Source organism: Streptomyces sp. NPDC056987 (assembly GCF_042673865.1).
Lineage (GTDB): Bacteria > Actinomycetota > Actinomycetes > Streptomycetales > Streptomycetaceae > Streptomyces.
Map to the genome: position 1 here is coordinate 136376 of NZ_JBHURV010000010.1, position 21819 is coordinate 158194.

The following is a 21819-nucleotide window of genomic DNA, read 5'->3' on the forward strand; positions in this document are numbered from 1 at the left end:
TTCGGGGCATGACCGACACGTCTTCCCAAGGTTCCCCCAGTTCCTCCCGGACCACCGGCGCCGTCGCCGCCGGCCTCGCCACCCTCACCGAGGACGGCACCGTCCTCGACACCTGGTTCCCCGCCCCCGAGCTCTCCGCCGAGCCCGGCCCGGCCGGCACCGAGCGGCTCTCCGCCGAGCGCGCCGTGGAACTGCTCGGTGAAGGCGCGGCGAAAGCCATCGGGACCGACGCCCGCCGCGGGGTCGAGACCGTCGCGGTCCGTACGGTCATCGCCTCCCTCGACGACAAGCCGCTCGACACCCACGATGTCTACCTGCGGCTGCACCTCCTCAGCCACCGGTTGGTCCAGCCGCACGGCCAGAACCTGGACGGCATTTTCGGCCTGCTCGCCAACGTCGCCTGGACGTCGCTCGGCCCGGTCGCCGTGGACGCGCTGGAGACCGTACGGCTCAACGCCCGCGCCGAGGGGCTGCACCTCCAGGTGACCTCGGTCGACAAGTTCCCGAGGATGACGGACTACGTGGCGCCGGCCGGCGTCCGGATCGCCGACGCCGACCGGGTACGCCTGGGCGCGCACCTCGCCGCGGGCACCACCGTGATGCACGAGGGCTTCGTCAACTTCAACGCGGGCACCCTCGGCACCTCCATGATCGAGGGCCGGGTCTCCGCGGGCGTCGTCATCGGCGACGGCTCCGACGTCGGCGGCGGCGCCTCCACCATGGGCACCCTCTCGGGCGGCGGCAAGGAGCGCATCGTCATCGGCGAGCGCTGCCTGATCGGCGCGGAGGCGGGCGTCGGGATCGCCCTCGGCGACGAGTGCGTCGTCGAGGCCGGGCTGTACGTCACGGCCGGCAGCCGGGTCACGCTGCCGGACGGCCAGATCGTCAAGGCGCGTGAGCTGTCCGGCGCGAGCAACATCCTCTTCCGCCGCAACTCGGTCACCGGCGCCATGGAGGCCCGTCCGAACAACGCGGTGTGGGGCGGCCTCAACGACGTCCTGCACAGCCACAACTGATCAACCGGTCGGCCGATCACAGTGCGGCGGTCTCCGCGGTGGCCTCCGTGGTGGCCTCCGTGGGGACCCCCACGAGTTCGCCGTACAGCCGCAGCAGCCCGTCGGCCGTCTCCCGGCCGGCGGGCCGCAGCGGCTCACGGACCGGCCCGCCCGGCAGCCCGAGCCGGCCGAGCAGCGCCTTCGCGGTGACCGTGCCGGGCAGCCCGGCCGCCATCATCGCCTCGGCCAGCGGCAGCACGCGCTGATGCAGCCGTACGGAGTCGGTACGCCCGCGGGCGCCGGAGTCGTAGGCGTCCAGGACGGAGCGGAGCGCACCGGGCGCGACATTGGCCACCGTGCTGACGAAACCCGCGCCGCCCACCGCGTACAGCGGGAGGTTCAGCTCCTCGCAGCCGGAGTAGTACGCGAGCGAGGTGCGGGCGATCACCTTCGAGCTGCCCATCAGGTCGTACGCGCAGTCCTTCACGGCGACGACGCGCGGGTGCGCGGCGAGCCGGACCAGCGTCGCCGGTTCGATCCGGGTGCCGGTGCGCGCCGGAATGTCGTACAGCATCAGCGGGACGCGCGCGGCGTCCGCGATCCGCAGGAAGTGCGCCTCGACGTCCGCCTGCGGCGGGCGGCTGTAGTACGGCGCGACCACCAGCAGGCCGTGCGCTCCCGCGCGTTCGGCCGCGCGCGCCAGCGCGAGGGTGTGGCGGGTGTCCGCGCTGCCGACGCCCGCGACGATGTGCGCCCGGTCGCCGACCTCCGCGCACACGGTCTCGACCAGAGCGGTCTTCTCGGCGTCCGTCGTGGTGGGGGACTCTCCCGAGGTGCCGTTGAGGACGAGTCCGTCGCATCCGCCGTCCACGAGCCGGCGGGCGAGTGCCCGCGCGCCGGGGTGATCCAGCTCCCCGGCCGGAGTGAACGGCGTGACCATGGCGCAAAGTGCTCGGCCGAAGGGGCGTGAAGTCGTCATACGGTGAGTCTCCGCCCGCCGGACTGTGAAGGTCCACTTAGATCTGCTTCGGGTGAACGCGAAGCAACACTGAAGGTTCTGGGGTGCGTCGGTCTGGCATGATCGGCGCAGGCCGCCGCTTTGTTCGGGTGGTCGAACGGGGGAGGGGATCGCGTGCTGCGTACGCGTCGAACGGAGAGCGCCCGCAGGCGCCCGGGAAGGGCGCGGGGCGTGGCCGCCGCGCCGGTGAACGGCGGCCGGCGGCCTTGTCGCGTCGGCGGCGCCTCGGATGCCGAAGTTCTGGCCAATGATGTACGCCCGCGAGCCCGGCGCGTGGGCCGTGGCCGCGTCGGCGCGGGCGCGGCCCGTACCACCTTGCCCCCGTTCGTCGGCATCGGTTCCTCCTTCCGGGCCGTGGCCTGGTATCGCGCCCCCGGACGTTCGGATGCGTAGGTGCGGGCAGAAGGGGGCCATATCGTTCGGCTCACCCATGACCGCGCCCCCGGCATCAGCGTGCCGCGGGGCGCTCCGGGGTAGCAGGGGGCGGAGTGCCAGCGGGTGCTGACGCAGCAAGGGGTATGGAGGACATGGAAGGCATGGAAGGTATGAAGAGCATGGACGCCGGAAACACCGAAAGCGCCGACCTGGGCGAACTCGACGCGCTGCGCGCGGCCTTCCCGCCGGAGCGGCGCCTGCCGCCGCTGGGCTGGGACGCGGTACGCGCCTTCGAGCGCGAGCAGGGCATCGTCCTGCCCGAGCCGTACCGCACGCTCGTCGCGGAGGTGTGCGACGGCTGCGCGGAGGGTCCCGCCGACGTCGACGGGCTGCTCCCGGTGGCCGCGCTGCCCGAGGACTGGGGGTGCGACCAGACCCAGCGGGTGCTGTCGAAGCCCTTCCCTCTCACCGAGGCGTGGGTGTGGGAGGACGACCCCCGGCCGTACGAGGAGATCGAGCCGCTCATCGACGAGGTCAGCAATCACGGCAGTGTGGTGCTGGGTTCGGACGGCAGTGGCATGTACTGGCACCTGGTCGTCACTGGCGCGCACCGTGGCCGAATATGGAACATCAGTGACGTGGGAGCGGCGCCGTTCGGGACGACTTTCGGCCACCCGGCGGCCGGGGCCGGCCTCGCCGGCTGGGTGGCGCACTGGGCCACCACGCGCCGGCCGTGGTTCGACGTGGTGGTCTGACACCGCGTGGTCCGACACCGCGACGCGCGACAGGGAAGCGAGTGCGGCACAACGGGGATACGGGGTGAACGGGGATACGAGGGACAACGGGGTCACGGGGCGAACGGGGTCACGGGGTGAACGGGGACATGCGGTGACGGGGTCGAACGGACCCGGAACGCTGGAGGCCGTGCGGCGGGGGCTCGGGACGACGCCCCCGGCCCTGGGTTGACCTCAACCGCGCTTCAGCTCCGAGCATGCTGGTCGTGGGCGCGCCGCGGGGGCGTGCCGCGAGGAGGAACCGGCATGTCCGTGCGACTGAGCACCCTTCCTGATGTCACCCGCCCCGATGTGGGCTCCGTCACGATCAGCACCTGGCGCGTCGGCACGCCCGAGCGGCAGCGGGCGGCGGTCGAGGCCATCGGCCGGGCCTGGCGGAGCCGGGAATGGCCGGCGGCCGGGCTGTTCTCGTACACCGTCCTCACCGGGAACGACGGGCAGACACTGCTCCACTACTCCCAGTGGCGTGACCGGGCCGCGTACCGGGCGTTCGCCGCCACCGGCCGGGACGAGCGCATCGCGGAGATCGACGCCGCCGTGCCCGGCATCGAGCGTGTGGGGCTGCGCCCGTACACCCTCTACCGCGAGGAGCGACTGGCGACGGCCCCCGGCGGCGAGCCTCCGGTGCCCGGCTGCTTCGTCACCGTCGACGTGGAGTTCGAGGGCCCCGACCCGGCGCGCGCCCGCGGCTGGGTGGACACCGTCCGTCATGCCATCGAGACCGACCCGGACCTGCCACCGGGCGGGATCTCCGCGTACTTCCACGTCTCCACGGACGGGACCCGGGTCCTCAACCTCGCGGGATGGGAGAGCGAACAGGCCCATGCCGACGCCCTCGCGGCGCCCGGCCGGGGCGTCGGGTCGGACACGGAGCAGTGGCGCGCGGTCCGGGACCACCCGGGGGTGAAGGGCAGCACCGTGTCCCGCTGGACGCCCGCGATCAGCCTGTCCTCCGGAGAGGACGCCGCGGGCTGACCCGCCCCGGTGGCGGACGGAACCGGCGCGGCGCGGTTCCCGGGTCAAGGGAGGTCCGGGGGACGGCGGTTGTCGGGTACATGAACCGGGTGGGAAGGGTCCAAAGCGTCTACGCTGGGGACCCGTCCGGACTCACGCGTCCAGCCTCCGTACCCCACAAGGAGACCCACCAGATGCCCGCAGACCACCCCATTCTGCCGCCGGTTCGGCTGCTCCCGGACGCCGAACTGGCCCGGGAGGCGCTGGCCGCGCCGCTGTTCGCCCGGGCCGTGCGTCTCGCCCGCTGGGCGGGCCCGGAGACCCGGGTGAGCGCCGGGGGCGAACTGGTCGACGAGCAACTGCCCGCCGCGGCGGAGCAGCTCGGCCTCGGCGACGAGCTCTCGGAGGGCGACGGCGAGGCGTACGCGAGCGAGGCGTGGCGGGTCGCGGTCGACACCGGACTGCTGGACGTCGAGTATCCCGTCCAGGACGACGAGTCCGCCGAGGCGGAGGCGGTCGAGTCCGCCGAGTCCGCCGAGGAGGGCGACGAGGAGGAGCGCACCGGGCGCGTCACGCACGGCGAGCAGCTCGCCCTGGTCACGTCCGGTGCCCCCCAGGACATCCTCTCCCTCTGGCTGGACGCCCTGGACGTCGCCTTCGCGGACGCCACCGTGCCCGTACTCGACGATCTCACGGCGGCCATCGACGACGACGGCGAGATCGACTTCGACGCGCTCGACTGGGACCCGGAGGAGGAGGCGGAGTTCCTCGAAGGCGTCCTCGGCAACCTCTACCTGCTCACCGTCGCGGAAGGCGGCGGTGCGGACAGTCCCGTCCCGCTGCCCGTTCTCGCCGCGTCGATGATCATCCCCGACGACATGGGCGAGCCCACCGACGACATCCTGGAGCAGGTGTCCGAGGCGATGATGCGGCTGGACGAGCAGTTCCGGGTGCTGGAGCCGATCGGGCTCGTCTCGTACGTACCGGTGGACGAGGCGCTGATGGCGGAGGACGCCGACCCGGCGGGCACACCCGAACCGGAGCCGCCGGTCGGCGACGACGACGTCTCGCGGTACGGCATGGTCCGGCTGACGCCGCTCGGGCTCTACGGGATCAGGGCCCGGATGCTGGAGGCGGGCGTCGCCGCGCCCGTCGTCGGCGAACTGGCCGGCAAGGACGCCCACGCGCTCCTCGACGGCGTCGCGCGCTTCCCCGAGGCGGCGGCCCGCGCCGAGACGGAGCAGTGGCTCGCCGGGCGCGCGCCGCTCGACGCCGTACGCGAACTCCTCGCCGCCGCGCGCGGCAGGGACACCGGCGCACCGGTGCGCCGCCTCCAGTGCCAGCAGGCGCTCTCCCTCGTCGGGGCGGAGGCCGAGGCGGCGGTCCGCGAGGTCCTGGACGACGCGGAACTGGGCGGTCTGGCGCGGGTCTGGCTCGCGGAGCTGGGGGCCGGGGACGTACCGCCGCCGCCGGAGTCGATGATCTTCTGGCTGGCCGTCGACACGATCGCCGCGCAGCTCGACGCGGAGGGCGAGCCGGACGAGCTCCAGGAACTGGTGGAGGGGCTGGTGGGCCAGCACAGCGGGTTCTTCGAGGCGGCCTGGCGGGTGGACCACCCGGCGACGGCGGACGTCCTGGAGGCGATGGGCCGGCTGCACCGGGACCGGGCCGTGTCGAAGGACGCGCGCAAGGCGGCGTTCAAGGCGCGGTCGCGCGGCGGCAGTTGAGCGTGCGGCGGGGGTTGAGCGCGCGGCCGGTGTGCGCGCGGCGGGTGTGACGGACGGCGCGACGCCGGGTGTGACGGACGGCGCGACGGCGGGCGCGAGGGAGGGCGCGGCGGCGGGCGCGAGGGAGGGCGCGGCGGACCGTGCGGACGGTCACCTGAGGTACGACGCTCCGTTCAGGTCCAGAACCGCGCCCGACGACCACTCCGCCCCCGGCGAGGCCAGCCAGCGCACCGCCTCCGCGATCTCGTCCGCCGAGGCCACCCGGCCGAACGGGCTCTGGGCGCGGATCCTTTCGCCCTCCTCGCCCGCCAGCCGGGACGCCACCCGCTCCGTGTCGAAGAAGCCCGGCGCCACCGACGCGACACCGATGCCGTACGGAGCCAGGGAGACCGCCAGGGACTGCCCCAGGGCATGCACCGCGGCCTTCGTGGCCCCGTACGCCGGGTGGTCCGGTTCGCCGCGGAAGGCGCCCCGGGAGCCGATGTTGATGATCCGGCCGGCCGTCGCACGGGCGATCATGCCGTGCGCGGCGCGGTGGCTGAGCAGTGCCGTCGCCAGGAGGTTGACGGAGAGATGGCGCTGCCAGACCGCCGTCCATTCCTCGTACTCCGTCGTGGCCGGCGGGTGGGCCTCGTTCACCGCCGCGTTGTTGACGAGGACATCGATCCCGCCGAGCGCCTCCGCGGCCTCGTCCGCGACCCGGGCCGCCTCCACCGGGTCGGAGAGATCACCGCCGACCAGCACGTGGCCCGTGCCGGTGAGCGACTCCAGGGTGGCGCGGGCGTCGGCGGCGCGGCTGCCGTAGTGGACCGCGACCCGGTCGCCCTGGGCGGCGAACGCCCGGCAGACGGCCCGGCCGAGACCGCGTGACGCGCCGCTGACGAGGATGCCCCGACCGGTGGCGGCGAGCTTCGTGCGGGCCTTCTCGGTGTGCTTGCCGGCGGGGAGATTCACGGATCGGGGCCTCTCGTCGTCGGACGGTGTTCAACCGCCGTTCAGGCACGGGCGGCAGCGTCGGGGAGCGTACCTCCGCGGCAGTGCCGGGAGCGTACCTCCGCACTTCCGTGGCTTCGCCGCCGCCGTACCTCCTTCCGCCGCCCCAAGGAGACCCGATGCCGCTGACCCGCAGGGAATTCACCGGAAGATCCGCGCTCACCGGCGCGGGACTCGTCCTCACCGGCGCCGCGGGGACGTTCGCCACCGCGCCCGGCGCGCTCGCCGCCGACGACGCGCCCGACGTCGCGTCAGGTCCCGTGCCCGAGCCGGGATACGGGCCCCTCGTCGCCGATCCGCGCGGCATGCTCGCGCTACCGGCCGGTTTCTCGTACCGGGTCGTCACCCACAGCGGGGTCACCAAGCTGGAGACCGGCGAGTACACACCCTCGAACCACGACGGAACGGCGACGTTCGAGGGCTCCCGCGGGGTCACCCTGCTCGTCAACAACCACGAGCTGAAGGGCCCCCGGTCCGACTGGCCCCACCCCGTGCCGCTCACCGAGGGCCTGGTCTACGACCCCGCCGCGGCCGGCGGCTGCACGGTCGTGGAGACGCGCCCGGACGGCCGGACCGCCGAGTGGGTCGGCATCGCCGGTACGTCGACCAACTGCGCGGGCGGACGCACCCCCTGGGGCACCTGGCTGACCTGCGAGGAGAACACCGACCGCGCCGGCGAGAACGGGATGACCAAGGACCACGGCTATGTCTTCGAGGTCGACCCGTACGACCGGCGCGCCAACCGTGACCCCCGGCCGATCAAGGCGCTCGGCCGGTACGACCACGAGGCCGTCGTCATCGACCCGCGCACCGGATACGCGTATCTGACCGAGGACGCCTCGGGTCCCAACGGCCTGTTCTACCGCTGGATCCCGCCGCACGGCTTCAAGCACGGCCGCGGCCAGTTCGCCCGGCTCGCCGACGACGCGGGCGCGCTCCAGGCGCCGCGCTGCTTCGACGCGGGCGGCTCGTTCGTCGACGACCTCTCGCGGGCCACCCGGATCGGCACGGTCTACGGCGTCGACTGGGTGGACGTACCGGAACGGGACGCGCGGACCGTCGACGTACGGGAGCAGTTCGGCACCGGGGACGTCACCCGGGCCAGGAAGCTGGAGGGCATGTGGTGGGGGGACGGCGGCGCGTACCTCGTGTCCTCGTACGCCCGCGCCGAGAGCCCCGGGACCCCGCACGACGGCCAGGTGTGGTTCTACCACCCGCGGCGGCGCACGCTCACCCTCAAGGTGCTGCTCGGCGTCAACCCGGATCCCACGGAGGACGGCGGCTTCGACGGCCCCGACAACATCACCGTCTCACCGTACGGCGGTCTGGTCATCGCGGAGGACGGAGAGGGGCTTCAGCACCTCTTCGGCGCGACGGAGCGGGGGCGGACGTACCCCATCGCGCGCAACGATCTCAACGACAGCGAGTTCACGGGCGTCGTGTTCTCGCCCGACGGCCGCACTCTCTTCGCCAACATCCAGGAACCGGGCATCATGCTGGCCGTCACCGGCCCCTGGCGGCGCTCACCGCGCCGCTGACGCGGAAAAAACGGGGCCGGGACGGGGGAGCGGGAAGGGGCGCGTACGGGCCCGGGGCGCGCGATCCGGTGGCTCGTCCGCGGTCGGGCATGGCGCGGCGGGGTCCCTTGGGCGCATACTCCACGTAATGACAAAGTCAGCCGGATCCCGGCGCCACCTGCCGTCCAGTCCCTTCAACCGCCAGGCCCCGGCCTCACCTCCGCCCGAGCAGTTCGACGTGGGAGACCGGGTTTCCCATGATCAGTTCGGATTGGGAAGAGTCATCGGAGTCGAGGGCGAACACGCAGTGCTCATCGATTTCTCGGGTCGACAGGGGCGGATCCTGAGCCCCTTCGCCAAGCTCACCAAGCTCTGAAGCCGGTCTTCGGAGCGCGTTGCCCCGGCCCCCGGGCCCGCGGCGGACCTTCAGGACCCGCGGCAGGCCCGGGGGCTTCGCGCTGCCCCGCGGGCCGTCCCGCCTACGTCCCGCGTACCGTTCTGCTCAGAGGATCTTCGCGGCGGGCTTGACCATGCCGCGCACCGTCCGGGACTTCGCGAACTCCCCGAGGCCGGTCATCTCCCACTCGCCGGAGAACTGGCGGATCAGCTTCGCCATCATCACGCCCGTCTGCGGCTCTGCGGTGGTCAGGTCGAAGCGCACCAGCTCCTCGCCGTTCGCCGCGTCGATCAGCCGGCAGTACGCCTTGGCTACCTCGGTGAACTTCTGCCCGGAGAACGAGTTGACCGTGAAGACCAGGCCGCTCACCTCGGCGGGGATCTTCCCGAGGTCGACGACGATCACCTCGTCGTCCCCGCCGCCCTCGCCCGTGAGGTTGTCGCCGGAGTGCTTGATCGCTCCGTTCAGGATGGAGAGCTTGCCGAAGTAGCAGCTCTCGATGTGGTTCCGGTTCGGGCCGTAGACGATCACGGACGCGTCGAGGTCGATGTCCTTGCCCCGGTACGCCGGCTCCCAGCCGAGTCCCATCTTCACCCGGCTGAGCAGCGGGGCGCCGCCCTTGACCAGGGACACCGTCTGGTTCTTCTGGAGACTGATCCGGCCCTTGTCCAGGTTGATCTTCCCGCTGCCGGGCGCCGGAGCCGCGGGGGCCGCGGGCGGCGTGGCCGGGACCGGGGGAGCGGCGACCCGCGGGTCGGCGACGGGCGCGGCGGCGGGCGCCGGGGGCGCGGCCGGCGCGGGCTCCTCGACGGAGACGCCGAAGTCGGTGGCGATCCCGGCCAGCCCGTCGGCGTACCCCTGGCCGACCGCGCGGGCCTTCCAGGCGCCGTTGCGCAGATAGATCTCCACGATCACGAGGGCCGTCTCCGCGCCCAGCCGGGGCGGGGTGAAGCTGGCCAGCGCGGTGCCGGCGGCGTCACGGATCGTGGCCGTGGGCTCGATGCCCTGGAAGCTCTGGCCCGCGGCGTCCGGGCTCGCCGTGACGACGATCTTCTCGATGCCGGCCGGGACGGCGGTGGTGTCGACGACGATCGCGTCGGGCGCCGAACCCCCGCCGGAGCGGTAGCTCACGCCGGGGCCCGCCGGCTGGTTGTAGAAGATGAAATCGTCGTCTGAGCGCACCTTGCCGTCGGCGGTGAGCAGCAGGCCCGATACGTCGAGCCGCACCGGAGCGGCGACGTCCACCGCGATGTGGGCGGTGGGGAGAGGGATGTTCGAGCCGGGGGTCATAGCTGTCATGCCAGGCGTAACGAACGACCCCGCTTTGCCGTTCCCTTACCTTCGACTACCTTCGGCCCTTACCTTCGAAGGCTTCCTGCCCCCTCGGATGCCCCCTCGGATACCGCTCGGGCGTCCCTGGAGGCCCCTGGACGCGTCCCGGTGCGGCCGCCCCGGTCAGTACGGCCACTGCGGCGGGTCGGTGGTGAAGGCGCCGCCCAGCCGCGTGTGCGCGGGGTTGGCCGGATCCGCCTCGCCCTGCTCCGCGATGAGCTTCTCGGCGTACTGCTCCGAGTCGTCCTGCGGCTCGTACCCGAGCGCCCGCGCGGTCGTCAGGTCCCACCACAGCCGGGTGTTGGCGGACGAGCCGTAGACCGTGGTGTGGCCGACGTCCTCGGCGGTGAGCGCCGCGTGGAAGAGCCGGGCGCAGTCGCCGGGGCTCAGCCAGATGGAGAGCATCCGGACCGTGGTGGGCTCCAGGAAGCAGGAGCCGATGCGTACGGAGACGGTCTCCTGGCCGTGCAGTTCCCAGTAGAGCTGCGCCAGGTCCTCGCCGAAGCACTTGGAGAGCCCGTAGAAGGTGTCGGGGCGGCGGGGCGTGTCGATCGGGATCAGCGGCTCGCCGGGCTCGGGGCGCGGGGTGAAGCCGACCGTGTGGTTGCTGGAGGCGAACACCGTGCGCCGTACGCCCGCCGCGTGCGCCGCCTCGTACAGGTTGTACGTGCCTTCGATGTTGGCGCGCAGGATCTTGTCGAAGGAGGCTTCCAGCGAGATGCCCGCGAGGTGGATGATCGCGTCGACACCCGTCACCGCCTCGCGCAGCGCTGCCTTGTCCGCCAGGTCCGCCGTGATCGCGTCCGGCTCGCCCTCAATGGGTGTGGCGTCGAAGAGCCGCAGCTCGTAGCCGTACGCGGGCAGCAGGCCCCGCATCAGGGTGCCGAGGCCGCCGGCGGCGCCGGTGAGCAGGACGGTGCGGGGTGCGGGCATGGGCGGAATCTCCTCGACGGTTCTCGGCGGTTCGGTTCTCGACGGCTCGGATCGCGATGGGTCGGATCTCGACGGTTCGGAGCGCACTCAGATTCGTAGACGGAATTCACATGCGTGGACAAAATAGGGAGTCCGGCCGGGCACCGTCAAGTGTCGCCCGAAGGTGGCCATTCCGTCCCCAGGTTGCCGCGCACCGTCTTGACCGGCACCTCAGGGCTGGCCTAGCGTGGCGGCGTTCAGAGACGTGGACGTCGATCATATTGGTGCACGAGCGGTCGGCCGCTCGCCGCACGGCCAGGGAGCGCCCGTGACCTCAGCCCCGCTCGCCGCCCGCCTCACCGAAGTGGCCGGGCCGTTGTTCTTCCCCGTCACCGCGTACGGACCGGACGGCGGCCTCGACCTCGACGCCTACCGCGCGCATGTGCGCGCCGGTGTCGACGCGGGCGCCGCCGCCGTCTTCGCGTGCTGCGGTACGGGCGAGTTCCACGCGCTGGACCCGGACGAGTTCCGGCAGTGCGTCGCCGCCGCCGTCGAGGAGACCGCGGGCCGCGTGCCCGTCGTGGCCGGCGCCGGCTACGGCACGGCGCTCGCCGTGCGGTACGCGCGGATCGCCGAGGAGGCGGGCGCGGACGGGCTGCTCGCCCTGCCGCCCTATCTGGTCGTCGCCGACCAGGAGGGGCTGGTCCGCCACTACACCGCGCTGGCCGCAGCCACCTCCCTGGAGACCATCGTCTACCAGCGCGACAACGTGGTCTTCACCCCCGCGACCGTGGTCGCCCTGGCGCGGGTCGAGAAGATCATCGGGCTGAAGGACGGCTACGGCGACCTCGATCTGCTCCAGCGCATCGTCAGCACCGTCCGCCGCGAACTCCCCGGGCAGGAGTTCCTGTACTTCAACGGGCTGCCCACCGCCGAACTCACCGGGCTGGCCTACCGGGGCATCGGCGTCACCCTCTACTCCTCCGCGGTGTTCGCCTTCGCGCCCGACATCGCGCTCGCCTTCCACCGGGCGCTGACCACCGGGGACGACGCGACCGCCACCCGGCTGATCGACGGCTTCTTCGTACCCCTGGTCGAACTGCGCAACCTGGGCCGCGGCTACGCCGTCTCGCTCGTCAAGGCGGGGGTACGGCTCGGCGGCCTGGAGGTGGGAGAGGTACGGCCACCGCTGCGCGAACCGGGCGCCGACCACCTCAAGGTCCTCGCCGAACTCATCGAGCACGGCCGTACGCTGCTCCCCGACGGCACGCCCGGAGACACCGGCACGACCGGCGGCACCGGCGACGCCCGTGAGGAGGACGCGTGAGGACTTCCGCCTTCGTCTACCCCTGGGACGTCGTGGGTGACCCCGACGCCCCCGCCAGGATCGCTGACCTCGGCGTCCGGCAGGTCACCCTCGCCGCGGCCTACCACTCCACCCGCGCCCTCACCCCCCGCCACCCGCGCCACCGGATCGTCACCGCCGAGCACGCCGCCGTCCTCTACCCGCCGGACCCCGCCCGCTGGGCGGGCCGCGAGCCGCGCCCGTACGCCGCGGGCGACTGGGCCCCCGGCGACGCCTACCGGGCGGCCGCCGAGGCGCTCGCCGGGGCGGGGCTCGACGTGCACAGCTGGGTCGTCCTCGCGCACAACTCCCGGCTCGGCGCGGAGCGCCCCGACACCTCCGTGGTCAACGCCTACGGCGACCGCTACCCCTGGGCGCCGTGCGTCGCGCGCCCCGACGTCGCCGCGTACCTGACGGAGCTGGCCGCCGAGGCCGGTGTCCGCCCCGGCACGGGCGGCACGGAGCTGGAATCCTGCGGCTGGTACGGATTCGGCCATCTGCACGCCCACGACAAGACCGCCGGCGTCGCCCTCGGGGACGCCGCGCAGTACCTGATGTCGCTCTGCTTCTGCACGGTCTGCCGGGAGGGGTACGCGGGCCTCGGGGCCGACCCGGACGAGGTGGCCGCCGCCGTACGCCGCTCCCTGGAGCCCGTGTGGGCCACCGGCTCGCAGGAGAGCGGATGGCCCGCCGTCGAGAAGCTGCTCGGCGCGGATCTCGCGGCCCTCGTCGCCGCGTGGCGCGGCGGCGTCGCCCGCGGGTTCCAGGAGGCGGCCGTCGCGGCCGTACGGGCGGAGGCGCCCCCCGGCTTCCAGGTGCTGCTCCACGCCGACCCGGCCTCGTACCGGGTCGGCGCCAACACCGGCGTGGACCCGGCGCACATCCTCGGCGTCGCGGACGGCGTGGTCCTGCCCTGCGGGGGCGGCGCGGCACCGGCGATGCTCGGCCCGTTCGCGGACCACCGCACCGGAACCTCCGTGCTGGCCGCCAACTTCGGCGTCGTGAGCGGCATGGGCGGCAGCCCGGCCACCCTCGCCGAGGACGCGGCGCGCGCCGCGGAACTCGGCGCGACCGAACTGCGCCTCTACCACGCGGGACTCGCCTCCGACGCGGATCTGGCGGCGGTCAGGGCGGCGCTCTCACACCTGGGCGGGTGAGCCCGCGGCCCCTTCCGCCCCCGGCGCCGCCGCCCGCAGGAGTCCCCCGGCCGTCAGCAGCCCGGCCGCACCGGCCACCGCCAGCAGCACGGTGTGGTCGACGACGGCCACCAGCCCCGCGCCGAGCCCCAGCGCCACCGCGTTCGGGACATGGATCAGGGTGTTGGCGGTCGCCGCCGTCCGGCCGAGCACCGCGTCCGGTGTCTCCCGCTGGACGGCGGTGAGCGCGGCGATCAGCACACACGGCAGCCCCAGACCCACCCCCACGGCGCTCGCCAGCACCACCGCGTCGTACGGCAGCGCCCGCGCCGCGACCGACACCGCGAACAGCGCGATCCCGGCCGCGGCGTACCCCCGCTCGGGCAGCCGCCGCAGCAGCGGACCGGCGAGGATCCCGGTCAGCACGGACCCGGCCCCCTGCGCCGCGTACAGCACCCCCGCGTACGCCGGGGCGTGGCCGAGTCCCCGGTCGATCACGGCGTAGACGGCCGCCCCGTTGACCCCCGCGAGCAGCATCGTGACCGACGCGGCGCCGACGAGCGGGCGGAGGGCCGGCGATTCCCGCAGCCGCCGGACGCCCGCCACGAGCCCGGTCCGCCAGGCGCCCGGCGGCGCCGGGTCCGGCCGGTCCTCCCGTACCCGCAACAGCGCGAAGAGGCCCGCGGCCAGGACGAACGTCGCCGCGTCGAGCAGCGCGACGGGGCCGCCGCCGTACCGCGCGTAGAGCGCGGCGCCCGCGAGCGGCGCCAGCAGCTTCATGCCCTCGTTGGCGGTCATCCGCAGCCCGTTGAAGTCGCCCAGCAGCCGCCGGTCGACGGAGGCGGCGACCAGGGCCGCCTCCGCCGCGTCCTGGACGACACCGCTCGCGCCGTACACGAACAGCACGCAGAACAGGATCCAGATCCGGTCCGCCGAGTCCACCGCGGGCAGCGCCATGAGCAGCACCGCCATCGTGAGCTGGCAGCCGATCAGCAGCGGGCGCCGCCGCACCCGGTCGGCCACCACCCCCAGCAGCGGGCCGACCAGGACCGGCGCCCACATCGCGAAGACCGTGAGCGCGGCCAGGCTGTCCGACCCCGTCAGCGACTTGACCCAGACGCCCGACACCAGCCACATCGCGGACGTGCCGAACCCGGAGACCACGATCCCGGCGAGGTAGAGCGCCGCGTTCCGGTCCCGTACCACGCCCCCACGCGTCGACCCCATGGTCTCCACCCACCCCTTCCACCGCGGCGCACCGGGCGTCAGTGTGGCGGCTGAGGAGCGGGCCGCCGCATGGGGAGAAAGACCTACTTCCCGGCTCGCCGGGGGAGCGGAGTGAGCTGAGGATCCTCAGAACCGGCCGCATCGGCGGCATGGGCCGCACGGGTCACTTCAGGGCCGCCTTCATCATCTTCTGCGCGATCGGCGCGGCCAGCCCGTTGCCACTCACCTCCGAGCGCGCCGCGCCCGAGTCCTCCACGATCACCGCGACCGCCACCTGCTTGCCGCCGGACGCGTCCTTCGCGTACGACGTGAACCAGGCGTACGGCGTACGGCTGTTCTCCACGCCGTGCTGCGCGGTGCCCGTCTTGCCGCCCACCTCGGCGCCGTCGATCTTCGCGTTGGTCCCGGTGCCGTCCTGGACGACCGTCACCATTGCGCTGCGCAACTGTTCCGCGGTGGCGGACGAGACGATCCGGGTCGTGTCCCCGTCCGGGTACTCCTGGAGGGTGTCCCCGCTCGCGTCGACGACCTTGGACACCATGTGGGGCGCGGCCATCAGCCCGTCGTCGGCCAGCGCCGCCGAGACCATCGCCATCTGGAGCGGCGTCGCCGTCACATCGAACTGGCCGATGCCGGTCAGCGCCGTCTGCGCCTTGTCCATGCCGGAGGGGTAGACGCTCGCCGAGGCGCGCACCGGCATGTCCTGCGTGGTGTCGTTGAACCCGAACTTCTCCGCCATGGCCCGGACCTTGTCCTGCCCGAGATCGACGGCCATCTTCGCGAAGACGGTGTTGCACGAGTACCGCAGCGCCGTGCGGATCGTCGCGTTCTCGCAGGGCGCGGAGGCGTTCTCGTTGCCCAGCTGCTGGCTCGTCGTGGGCAGCGTGTACGGATCGGGGCTGTCCGTCGCCTCGTCCACCGAGCTGTACAGCCCGTCCTCCAGCGCCGCCGCCGCGACGACCAGCTTGAACGTCGAACCCGGCGGCAGCGGCTGTCGCAGGGCGCGGTTGACCATGGGCTTGTCCGCGTCCCCGGTGAGCTGGGTCCACGCCGAGCCGTCCGTGGTCCCGCTGATCCGCGTCGGGTCGTACCCGGGCGTGCTGACCACGGCGAGGACCCGGCCGGTCTTCGGATCGATCGCGACGGCGGCGCCCTTGGTGGAGCCCAGCGCGGCGTATCCGGCGCGCTGCACGGCGGGGTCGATCGTCGTCAGCACGTCGCCGGGCTTCGCCTGCTTGCCCATGAGCGCGTCGACCGGGTTCTGGAGCCGGCTGTCGGTCCCGTCGAGGATGTCCGCGTAGATGCCCTCCAACTGGGTGGAGCCGTACACCTGCGAGCTGTAGCCGGTGACGGGCGCGTAGAGGGCGCCGTCCCGGTACGTGCGCTCGTACGCCAGATCGCCGCCGGTCGTTTTTCTGGAGCCGGTGACCGGAGAACCGGCCACGACGATGTCGCCCAAGGGCTGCGCGTACTGCGCGATGGCGGCGCGACGGTTGTGCGTGTCGTCCGCGAGCGCCTTGGCCTCGTACGCCTGGAGCCAGGTCGCCCGTACGAGAAGGGCGAGCACCAGGGAGAGGCAGATGACCGCTGTGTGTCTGATCGTCTTGTTCATCCCGTATGAGGGACGAGCGGGGGAGGGCGCCGCGTTCCCCCGGAAGGCGCTTCTCAGAAACTCTTCATACTGGCGAAATGCTGGCGAATACCGGCGAACTCTTCATCCTGGCGCTCAGAGCCGCCGGGTGGCGAGCGTGAGCCGGTCGCGCGCGTCGAACAGCGTGTCCTTGATCATCTGCTCGTGCGCGGGCGTGAGCCGGGCCACCGGCACCGAGCAGCTGATCGCGTCCCGCGCGGGCGTCCGGTACGGGATCGCGATCCCGAAGCAGCGCAGCCCGAGGGTGTTCTCCTCGCGGTCCACGGCGTACCCCTGCTCACGCACCGTGTGCAGCTCCTCGATGAGCTTCTCGCGGTCGGTGATCGTGTGCTCGGTCAGCGCGGGCAGCGTCTCGGGCAGCAGCTTGCGCACCTGCTCGTCGCTGTGCGTCGCGAGGAGCGCCTTGCCGAGCGAGGTCGAGTGGGCGGGCAGTCGGCGGCCGACGCGGGTGAAGGGCCGCAGATAGTGCTGGGACTGGCGGGTCGCGAGATAGACCACATTGATGCCGTCGAGCCGCGCGAGGTGGATGGTCTCACTGGTGTCGTCCGAGAGCCGGTCCAGCGTCGGCCGGGCGGCGGCCACGACCTCGTCCCCGTCGATGTACGACGTGCCGACGAGCAGCGCCCGTACGCCGATGCCGTACCGCGTCCCCGTCGCGTCCGTCTCCACCCAGCCCAGCTCGACCAGCGTGCGCAGCAGCATGTAGAGGCTCGACTTGGGGTAGCCGACCGCCTCCTGGACGGTGGCGAGGGAGTGCATGCCGGGGCGCCCGGCGAAGTATTCGAGCAACTCGACCGTCCGTACCGCGGACTTGACTTGTGCTCCACCGGTTTCCGCAGCCGACATCGTCCCTCGCCTCTTCTGGCCCGCTCGCCTTGCCCACTTGACCGCTCTTGACCACACAGAACGTGCGGAAATAGAGTCCTTGCACATTCACTATCAGGAATCCTGTTCAGAATACCGAACAACTTCGGGAAGGAAGCCGTGGTGGCAGCAGCACCAGTCTGGAGTGTCGACCCCCGAACGGGGAAGCAGCGTGAGCAGGTCGCGCAGGAGGCCACCGCCGCGGAAGTGGACAGCGCGGTACGGGGCGCGCACGCCGTCAGGGGCGCGCTCGCCGACCGAACGGTGCGCGCGGCCCTGCTCCGGACGGCGGCCGACCTGCTCGACGCCGCGGGTGAGCACGTCATCGAGGCGGCGGACGCCGAGACCGCTCTCGGGCCCGTACGGCTCACCGGCGAGCTCGCCCGCACCACGGCCCAGCTGCGGGCCTTCGCCGAGGTCGTCGACGAGGGCGCCTTCCTCGACGTACGCATCGACCACGCCGACGCCGACCGTACGCCGCCCTGGCCCGACCTGCGCCGCTACAAGGTGCCGCTCGGCGTCGTCGCCGTCTACTCCGCGAGCAACTTCCCGTTCGCCTTCTCCGTGCCCGGCGGCGACACCGCGAGCGCGCTCGCGGCCGGCTGCCCGGTCGTCGTCAAGGCGCACCCCGACCACCCGGCCACCTCCGAGCTGTGCGTCTCCGTGCTGCGCAGGGCCGCCGCCGAGGTCGGGCTGCCCGAGGACGTCGTCTCCCTCGTCCACGGCTTCGAGGCCGGTGTCGAGCTGGTCAGGCACCCGCTGGTGTCGGCGGCCGGCTTCACCGGCTCCGTACGCGGCGGGCGCGCCCTCTTCGACGCGGCCGCGGCCCGGCCCGCGCCCATCCCGTTCCACGGCGAACTGGGCTCCCTCAACCCCGTCGTGATCACCGAGGCCGCCGCGGCCGGACGCGCCGAGGAGATCGGCGCCGGCCTCGCCGGTTCGATGACGCTGGGCGTCGGCCAGTTCTGCACCAAGCCCGGCTTCGTGCTCGCCCCGGCCGGCGAGCCCGGCGACCGGCTGGTCAAGTCCCTGACCGCCGCGGTCAGCGAGACCGAGCCCGGCGTGATGCTCGACCACCGGATGCGCGACGCCTTCGTCGCGGGCGTGGCCGAACGGGCCGCGCTCCCCGGCGTGGACGCCCCGGTCACCCCCGGCGCGGGCGGCGAGCACACCGTCAGCGCGGGCTTCCTCACGCTGCCCGCCGAACTGCTCACCGCGGAGGGACCGCACGACCTGCTGCTGGAGGAGTGCTTCGGCCCGGTCGCGGTCGTCGCCCGCTACACCTCCACGGACGAGGTCACCTCGATCCTCTCCCGCCTCCCCGGCAACCTCACCGCCACCCTCCACCTCGCCGGTGAGGAGGCCGAAGGCACCGAGCCCGGCGCCGCCGAACTCCTTGCCGAGCTGACCCCGCTGGCCGGCCGCGTCCTCGTCAACGGCTGGCCCACCGGCGTGGCGGTCGCCCCCGCCCAGCAGCACGGCGGCCCCTACCCGGCGACGACCTCCACCTCCACCTCGGTCGGCGCCACGGCGATCGAGCGCTGGCTGCGCCCGGTCTCGTACCAGTCCACGCCGGCCGCGCTGCTCCCGCCGGAGCTGCGCGACGAGAACCCGCTGGACCTGCCGCGCCGCGTCGACGGCCGCCCCGAGAGCTGAGCTGAGCCCCCACTCACCTCGCTCCGCCGCCGCCCCACCGCACACCGCGTGCGGTGGGGCGGCGGCGTTCCAGGCCCGCGCTCCGGGGCCCGCGTTCCAGGCCCGCGCTCCGGGCCCGCGCCCCGACCCGACTGCTCCGTACGGGTGAGGACGGAACGTTTCCGCCGCCGCTTTCGGGTGACGCCGCGGCTACGGGCCCGCCGCGCGGGGGCGGTGTCGTGGAGCCTCAAGGCCCGGCACGACACAAGGAGTTCCCCCTCATGCGCCTCCGCACCACCCTGGCCGCCGCCGTCGGCGCCCTCACCCTGCTCGTCGCCCTCCCGGGGCAGGCCTCGGCCGCCGAGGGCACCTTCAGCTACCTCTACACGGACATCGCGGGCGAGCCCCGCCTCGGCGAGCTCGTGAACCCCGCGAGCCGCACCTGCATCACGATCCCCCAGGCGGCCGGCGAGTACGTACCGCCCGCCCACTCGCCGCGCAACCGCACCAACTCCACCGCGACGGTCTTCACCGGGCCGGAGTGCGACGGCGACCACTACTCGCTGCGCCCCGGCGGCTCCGCGTCCGAGCGGCTCAAGCTGCGCTCCGTGGTCTTCTCCTGACCGCTGTCCCGACCGGCACTCCCGCCCCGTCCGGCCCGCTGCGCCGGACGGGGCATTTCCGTCTCCGCCTCGGTTCCCCGGACATGGCGCAGGTCAGGAGATACCCCATGGACTACGAAATGCGCGCGGAGTACGAGGAGGGCGCCTCGCCCCGCGACCCGGAGCCCCGGTTCTTCGTCTGGCACATGGCACGGGCCGACGAGGCGACCGCCCTCTGCGGACGCGATCTCGACCCGGCGGCCGTCACCCAGTCGGCCGACCTGTGGGGCACCCCCGCCGGGCAGCCGCTCTGCCACGCCTGCGGCGCCTCCTACATCCACCAGGTTCCCCACCACGGGCTGAGCGGAGAATGAGCCGCCGGGAATGAGCTGCCGGGAATGAGCCGCGGGGAATGAGTCGTCGGCCGGGCGCGTTGCCGCAGGGTGCGGAGGGTGCCTCCGCACCGGCTGAGCGCCGTCGTCGTGCCCGTACCGGGTCGCGAACGCGGCGGACGTGACCTGGAGGAATCAGACACATGCGCGTGGAGATCTGGAGCGACATCGCCTGCCCCTGGTGCTACATCGGCAAGGCCCGGTTCGAGAAGGGGCTGGCCGGATTCGCGCACCGGGACGAGGTGGAGGTCGTGCACCGGTCCTTCGAGCTGGACCCCCGGCTGACCAAGGCGGACACCGGGACGGTCCTCGACATGCTGGTGGCCAAGACGGGGCGCACCCCGGCGGAGGTGCGCGAGATGGAGGAGCACGTCGCCTCCAACGCGCGCTCGGAAGGGCTCGGTTACGTCCTCGACGGGCGGGACTACGGCAGCACCTTCGACATCCACCGCCTGCTCCATCTCGCCAAGGCCCGCGGCCGTCAGGACGCGCTGCTCGACCTCGTCTACCGGGCCAACTTCGCCGAGGAGCGCTCCGTCTACGACGAGGACACACTGGTGGGGCTCGCGGTCGAGGCGGGGATCGAAGAGGCCGAGGCGCGCGCGGTGCTCGCCGACCCGGAGGCGTACGCCGCCGAGGTACGGGCCGACCAGCGCGAGGCCGCCGAACTGGGCGCGAACGGGGTGCCGTTCTTCGTGCTCGACCGGCGGTACGGCGTCTCCGGCGGCCAGCCCGCCGAGGTGTTCACCCAGGCGCTGGAGCAGGCGTGGGACAGCCGTGCGCAGGCCGGGGCCCATGCATAAGCAACGCTTCGGTCCGTCCGTCAGACATGCGTGATTGACCGGGGGAGGGCGGGCCCACAGGGTGGAACGCATGGACACTCTGGTGAGCGCCGAGTTCGCGCCGGACATGACGTATCTGAACACCTCGACCTGCGGCCTGCTGCCCCGCCGGGCCGTCGCCGCCGTCCAGGAAATGGCGGAGGCCAACGCGACCGGGCGGGGCGGGTTGGCGGACGGCGGCTTCGAGATCGTCAACGCCGCCCGTGCCTCCTTCGCCCGGCTCGCCGGGGTGCCGGCCGACCGGGTCGCCGTCGGCGGCTCGGTCGCCGTGCACATCGCGGTGATCGCGGCCTCGCTCCGGCCCGGCGCCGAAGTCCTGCTGCCGGAGGGGGAGTTCAGCTCCGTCCCGACCCCGTTCGCGATCCGTGGCGATCTCAGGACGCGCTATGTCCCGCTGGACCGGCTGGCCGAGGAGGTCCGGCCGGAGACCGCGCTCGTCGCCTTCTCCGCCGTCCAGTCCGCGGACGGCAGGATCGCCGATCTGGCGGGGGTACGGGCCGCCGCCGCGGCGCACGGCGCCCGTACGCTGCTGGACGCCAGCCAGTCGGCCGGCTGGCTGCCGCTGGCGGCGGGGGCGTACGACTACACCGTCACCGCCGGCTACAAGTACCTGTGCTCCCCGCGCGGCACGTCGTTCCTCACCGTGACCGAGGAGGCGCAGGAGTCGCTGGTGCCGCTCCACGCGGGCTGGGTCGCGGGCGAGGACCCCTGGGCCAGCACCTACGGGCCCGTCGGCGAACTGGCGCGCTCGGCACGCCGTTACGACGAGTCGCCGGCCCTCCTCGCCTACTGCGGGGCCGCGCGGTCCCTCGCCCTCCTGGAGGAGATCGGCGTCGAGCGGATCCACGCCCATGACACCGCGCTCGCCGCCCGCTTCCGCAAGGGGCTGGCCGCCCTCGGCCACGTGCCCGTGGACGCCGGGGACTCCGCCGTCGTCGCGCTGCCGGGACTGGCCCACCGCCACCCCGGCCTCCGGCAGGCCCGGGTGGCGGTCGCGGTCCGCGCGGGCTCGCTGCGTACCGCCTTCCACCTCTACAACACCACCGAGGACGTGGACCGGGCACTGGAGGCCCTCGGTCCGGCCGCCTAGGCGGCCGGACCGCCGGAGGCG

The 21819-nt window shown here is 73.3% G+C and carries 20 protein-coding genes; 13 read left to right on the forward strand and 7 right to left on the reverse strand.

Features of this window, described 5'->3' with window-relative positions; translation table 11 throughout:
* Nucleotides 1-8: 8 nt before the first annotated feature.
* Nucleotides 9-1016: a 2,3,4,5-tetrahydropyridine-2,6-dicarboxylate N-succinyltransferase gene (gene dapD / locus ACFTZC_RS14445; RefSeq protein ID WP_382889386.1), complete on the forward strand. Its 1008-nt coding sequence runs from the start codon at nucleotides 9-11 to the stop codon at nucleotides 1014-1016.
* 16 nt (nucleotides 1017-1032) lie between these two features.
* Here the strand turns inward: dapD and ACFTZC_RS14450 are convergent, their stop codons facing one another.
* The gene (locus ACFTZC_RS14450) at nucleotides 1033-1935 is read right to left on the reverse strand and encodes a 4-hydroxy-tetrahydrodipicolinate synthase family protein (RefSeq protein ID WP_382889388.1); all 903 of its coding nucleotides are present in this window, start codon (nucleotides 1933-1935) and stop codon (nucleotides 1033-1035) included.
* 632 nt (nucleotides 1936-2567) lie between these two features.
* Here ACFTZC_RS14450 and ACFTZC_RS14455 point away from each other — a divergent pair.
* The 3 genes from ACFTZC_RS14455 to ACFTZC_RS14465 all read left to right on the forward strand — a co-directional run bounded on the left by ACFTZC_RS14455 (nucleotide 2568) and on the right by ACFTZC_RS14465 (nucleotide 5863).
* Entirely contained in the window at nucleotides 2568-3143 is a 576-nt protein-coding gene (locus tag ACFTZC_RS14455; RefSeq protein WP_382889390.1) for an SMI1/KNR4 family protein, read from the forward strand.
* A gap of 285 nt (nucleotides 3144-3428) precedes the next feature.
* The gene (locus ACFTZC_RS14460) at nucleotides 3429-4157 is read left to right on the forward strand and encodes an antibiotic biosynthesis monooxygenase (protein WP_382889392.1); all 729 of its coding nucleotides are present in this window, start codon (nucleotides 3429-3431) and stop codon (nucleotides 4155-4157) included.
* A gap of 173 nt (nucleotides 4158-4330) precedes the next feature.
* Nucleotides 4331-5863 carry a hypothetical protein gene (locus tag ACFTZC_RS14465; RefSeq protein WP_382889395.1) on the forward strand — a complete coding sequence of 511 codons (1533 nt, stop codon included), beginning with the start codon at nucleotides 4331-4333 and terminating at the stop codon, nucleotides 5861-5863.
* A 150-nt stretch (nucleotides 5864-6013) separates the two neighbouring features.
* Here the strand turns inward: ACFTZC_RS14465 and ACFTZC_RS14470 are convergent, their stop codons facing one another.
* Complete coding sequence (locus ACFTZC_RS14470; RefSeq protein WP_382889397.1) at nucleotides 6014-6817, reverse strand: SDR family NAD(P)-dependent oxidoreductase; 804 nt, start codon at nucleotides 6815-6817, stop codon at nucleotides 6014-6016.
* 158 nt (nucleotides 6818-6975) lie between these two features.
* Here ACFTZC_RS14470 and ACFTZC_RS14475 point away from each other — a divergent pair, with 158 nt between their 5' ends.
* Both ACFTZC_RS14475 and ACFTZC_RS14480 read left to right on the forward strand, forming a co-directional pair.
* On the forward strand, nucleotides 6976-8394 hold the full coding sequence (locus ACFTZC_RS14475; protein ID WP_382889399.1) for an alkaline phosphatase PhoX: 1419 nt from the start codon (nucleotides 6976-6978) through the stop codon (nucleotides 8392-8394).
* Between the two features lie 127 nt (nucleotides 8395-8521).
* The gene (locus ACFTZC_RS14480; protein WP_078490871.1) at nucleotides 8522-8749 is read left to right on the forward strand and encodes a hypothetical protein; all 228 of its coding nucleotides are present in this window, start codon (nucleotides 8522-8524) and stop codon (nucleotides 8747-8749) included.
* 126 nt (nucleotides 8750-8875) lie between these two features.
* On the opposite strand, the gene ACFTZC_RS14485 is transcribed toward ACFTZC_RS14480, so the two are convergent.
* Both ACFTZC_RS14485 and ACFTZC_RS14490 read right to left on the reverse strand, forming a co-directional pair.
* Nucleotides 8876-10060: a TerD family protein gene (locus ACFTZC_RS14485; protein WP_382889574.1), complete on the reverse strand. Its 1185-nt coding sequence runs from the start codon at nucleotides 10058-10060 to the stop codon at nucleotides 8876-8878.
* A gap of 165 nt (nucleotides 10061-10225) precedes the next feature.
* A complete protein-coding gene (locus ACFTZC_RS14490; protein ID WP_365808693.1) occupies nucleotides 10226-11035 on the reverse strand; it encodes an NAD(P)-dependent oxidoreductase in 810 nt (269 codons plus the stop codon).
* A 307-nt stretch (nucleotides 11036-11342) separates the two neighbouring features.
* Here ACFTZC_RS14490 and ACFTZC_RS14495 point away from each other — a divergent pair, with 307 nt between their 5' ends.
* Entirely contained in the window at nucleotides 11343-12341 is a 999-nt protein-coding gene (locus ACFTZC_RS14495; protein ID WP_382889401.1) for a 5-dehydro-4-deoxyglucarate dehydratase, read from the forward strand.
* Nucleotides 12338-13516 carry a hypothetical protein gene (locus tag ACFTZC_RS14500; RefSeq protein WP_382889403.1) on the forward strand — a complete coding sequence of 393 codons (1179 nt, stop codon included), beginning with the start codon at nucleotides 12338-12340 and terminating at the stop codon, nucleotides 13514-13516. Before ACFTZC_RS14495 ends, ACFTZC_RS14500 begins: the two co-directional genes overlap by 4 nt.
* Here ACFTZC_RS14500 and ACFTZC_RS14505 read toward each other — a convergent pair.
* The 3 genes from ACFTZC_RS14505 to ACFTZC_RS14515 form a co-directional block, all read right to left on the reverse strand.
* Entirely contained in the window at nucleotides 13499-14722 is a 1224-nt protein-coding gene (locus ACFTZC_RS14505) for an MFS transporter (RefSeq protein ID WP_382889405.1), read from the reverse strand. The genes ACFTZC_RS14500 and ACFTZC_RS14505 overlap by 18 nt on opposite strands.
* Nucleotides 14723-14885: 163 nt before the next feature.
* A complete protein-coding gene (locus tag ACFTZC_RS14510; protein WP_382889407.1) occupies nucleotides 14886-16334 on the reverse strand; it encodes a peptidoglycan D,D-transpeptidase FtsI family protein in 1449 nt (482 codons plus the stop codon).
* Nucleotides 16335-16448: 114 nt separating this feature from the next.
* On the reverse strand, nucleotides 16449-17219 hold the full coding sequence (locus tag ACFTZC_RS14515; protein ID WP_382889409.1) for an IclR family transcriptional regulator: 771 nt from the start codon (nucleotides 17217-17219) through the stop codon (nucleotides 16449-16451).
* Nucleotides 17220-17360: 141 nt separating this feature from the next.
* Here ACFTZC_RS14515 and ACFTZC_RS14520 point away from each other — a divergent pair, with 141 nt between their 5' ends.
* The 5 genes from ACFTZC_RS14520 to ACFTZC_RS14540 all read left to right on the forward strand — a co-directional run bounded on the left by ACFTZC_RS14520 (nucleotide 17361) and on the right by ACFTZC_RS14540 (nucleotide 21798).
* Nucleotides 17361-18893 carry an aldehyde dehydrogenase (NADP(+)) gene (locus ACFTZC_RS14520; protein WP_382889411.1) on the forward strand — a complete coding sequence of 511 codons (1533 nt, stop codon included), beginning with the start codon at nucleotides 17361-17363 and terminating at the stop codon, nucleotides 18891-18893.
* A 260-nt stretch (nucleotides 18894-19153) separates the two neighbouring features.
* Nucleotides 19154-19495, forward strand: coding sequence for a hypothetical protein (locus tag ACFTZC_RS14525; protein ID WP_382889412.1), 342 nt, complete (start codon nucleotides 19154-19156; stop codon nucleotides 19493-19495).
* Between the two features lie 107 nt (nucleotides 19496-19602).
* Nucleotides 19603-19848, forward strand: coding sequence for a hypothetical protein (locus tag ACFTZC_RS14530; protein ID WP_382889414.1), 246 nt, complete (start codon nucleotides 19603-19605; stop codon nucleotides 19846-19848).
* Between the two features lie 161 nt (nucleotides 19849-20009).
* Nucleotides 20010-20669, forward strand: a complete 660-nt coding sequence (locus ACFTZC_RS14535; protein ID WP_382889416.1) for a DsbA family oxidoreductase — start codon at nucleotides 20010-20012, stop codon at nucleotides 20667-20669.
* Nucleotides 20670-20739: 70 nt separating this feature from the next.
* Nucleotides 20740-21798 carry an aminotransferase class V-fold PLP-dependent enzyme gene (locus tag ACFTZC_RS14540; protein WP_382889418.1) on the forward strand — a complete coding sequence of 353 codons (1059 nt, stop codon included), beginning with the start codon at nucleotides 20740-20742 and terminating at the stop codon, nucleotides 21796-21798.
* Nucleotides 21799-21819 lie beyond the last annotated feature (21 nt).

Coding starts and splice junctions, on each gene's coding strand:
- dapD (WP_382889386.1), top strand. CDS start 9: ATGACCGACACGTCTTCCCAAGGTTCCCCCAGTTCCTCCCGGACCACC.
- ACFTZC_RS14450 (WP_382889388.1), bottom strand. CDS start 1,935: ATGGTCACGCCGTTCACTCCGGCCGGGGAGCTGGATCACCCCGGCGCG.
- ACFTZC_RS14455 (WP_382889390.1), top strand. CDS start 2,568: ATGGACGCCGGAAACACCGAAAGCGCCGACCTGGGCGAACTCGACGCG.
- ACFTZC_RS14460 (WP_382889392.1), top strand. CDS start 3,429: ATGTCCGTGCGACTGAGCACCCTTCCTGATGTCACCCGCCCCGATGTG.
- ACFTZC_RS14465 (WP_382889395.1), top strand. CDS start 4,331: ATGCCCGCAGACCACCCCATTCTGCCGCCGGTTCGGCTGCTCCCGGAC.
- ACFTZC_RS14475 (WP_382889399.1), top strand. CDS start 6,976: ATGCCGCTGACCCGCAGGGAATTCACCGGAAGATCCGCGCTCACCGGC.
- ACFTZC_RS14480 (WP_078490871.1), top strand. CDS start 8,522: ATGACAAAGTCAGCCGGATCCCGGCGCCACCTGCCGTCCAGTCCCTTC.
- ACFTZC_RS14485 (WP_382889574.1), bottom strand. CDS start 10,060: ATGACCCCCGGCTCGAACATCCCTCTCCCCACCGCCCACATCGCGGTG.
- ACFTZC_RS14490 (WP_365808693.1), bottom strand. CDS start 11,035: ATGCCCGCACCCCGCACCGTCCTGCTCACCGGCGCCGCCGGCGGCCTC.
- ACFTZC_RS14505 (WP_382889405.1), bottom strand. CDS start 14,722: ATGGGGTCGACGCGTGGGGGCGTGGTACGGGACCGGAACGCGGCGCTC.
- ACFTZC_RS14510 (WP_382889407.1), bottom strand. CDS start 16,334: ATGAACAAGACGATCAGACACACAGCGGTCATCTGCCTCTCCCTGGTG.
- ACFTZC_RS14515 (WP_382889409.1), bottom strand. CDS start 17,219: ATGTCGGCTGCGGAAACCGGTGGAGCACAAGTCAAGTCCGCGGTACGG.
- ACFTZC_RS14525 (WP_382889412.1), top strand. CDS start 19,154: ATGCGCCTCCGCACCACCCTGGCCGCCGCCGTCGGCGCCCTCACCCTG.
- ACFTZC_RS14530 (WP_382889414.1), top strand. CDS start 19,603: ATGGACTACGAAATGCGCGCGGAGTACGAGGAGGGCGCCTCGCCCCGC.
- ACFTZC_RS14535 (WP_382889416.1), top strand. CDS start 20,010: ATGCGCGTGGAGATCTGGAGCGACATCGCCTGCCCCTGGTGCTACATC.
- ACFTZC_RS14540 (WP_382889418.1), top strand. CDS start 20,740: ATGGACACTCTGGTGAGCGCCGAGTTCGCGCCGGACATGACGTATCTG.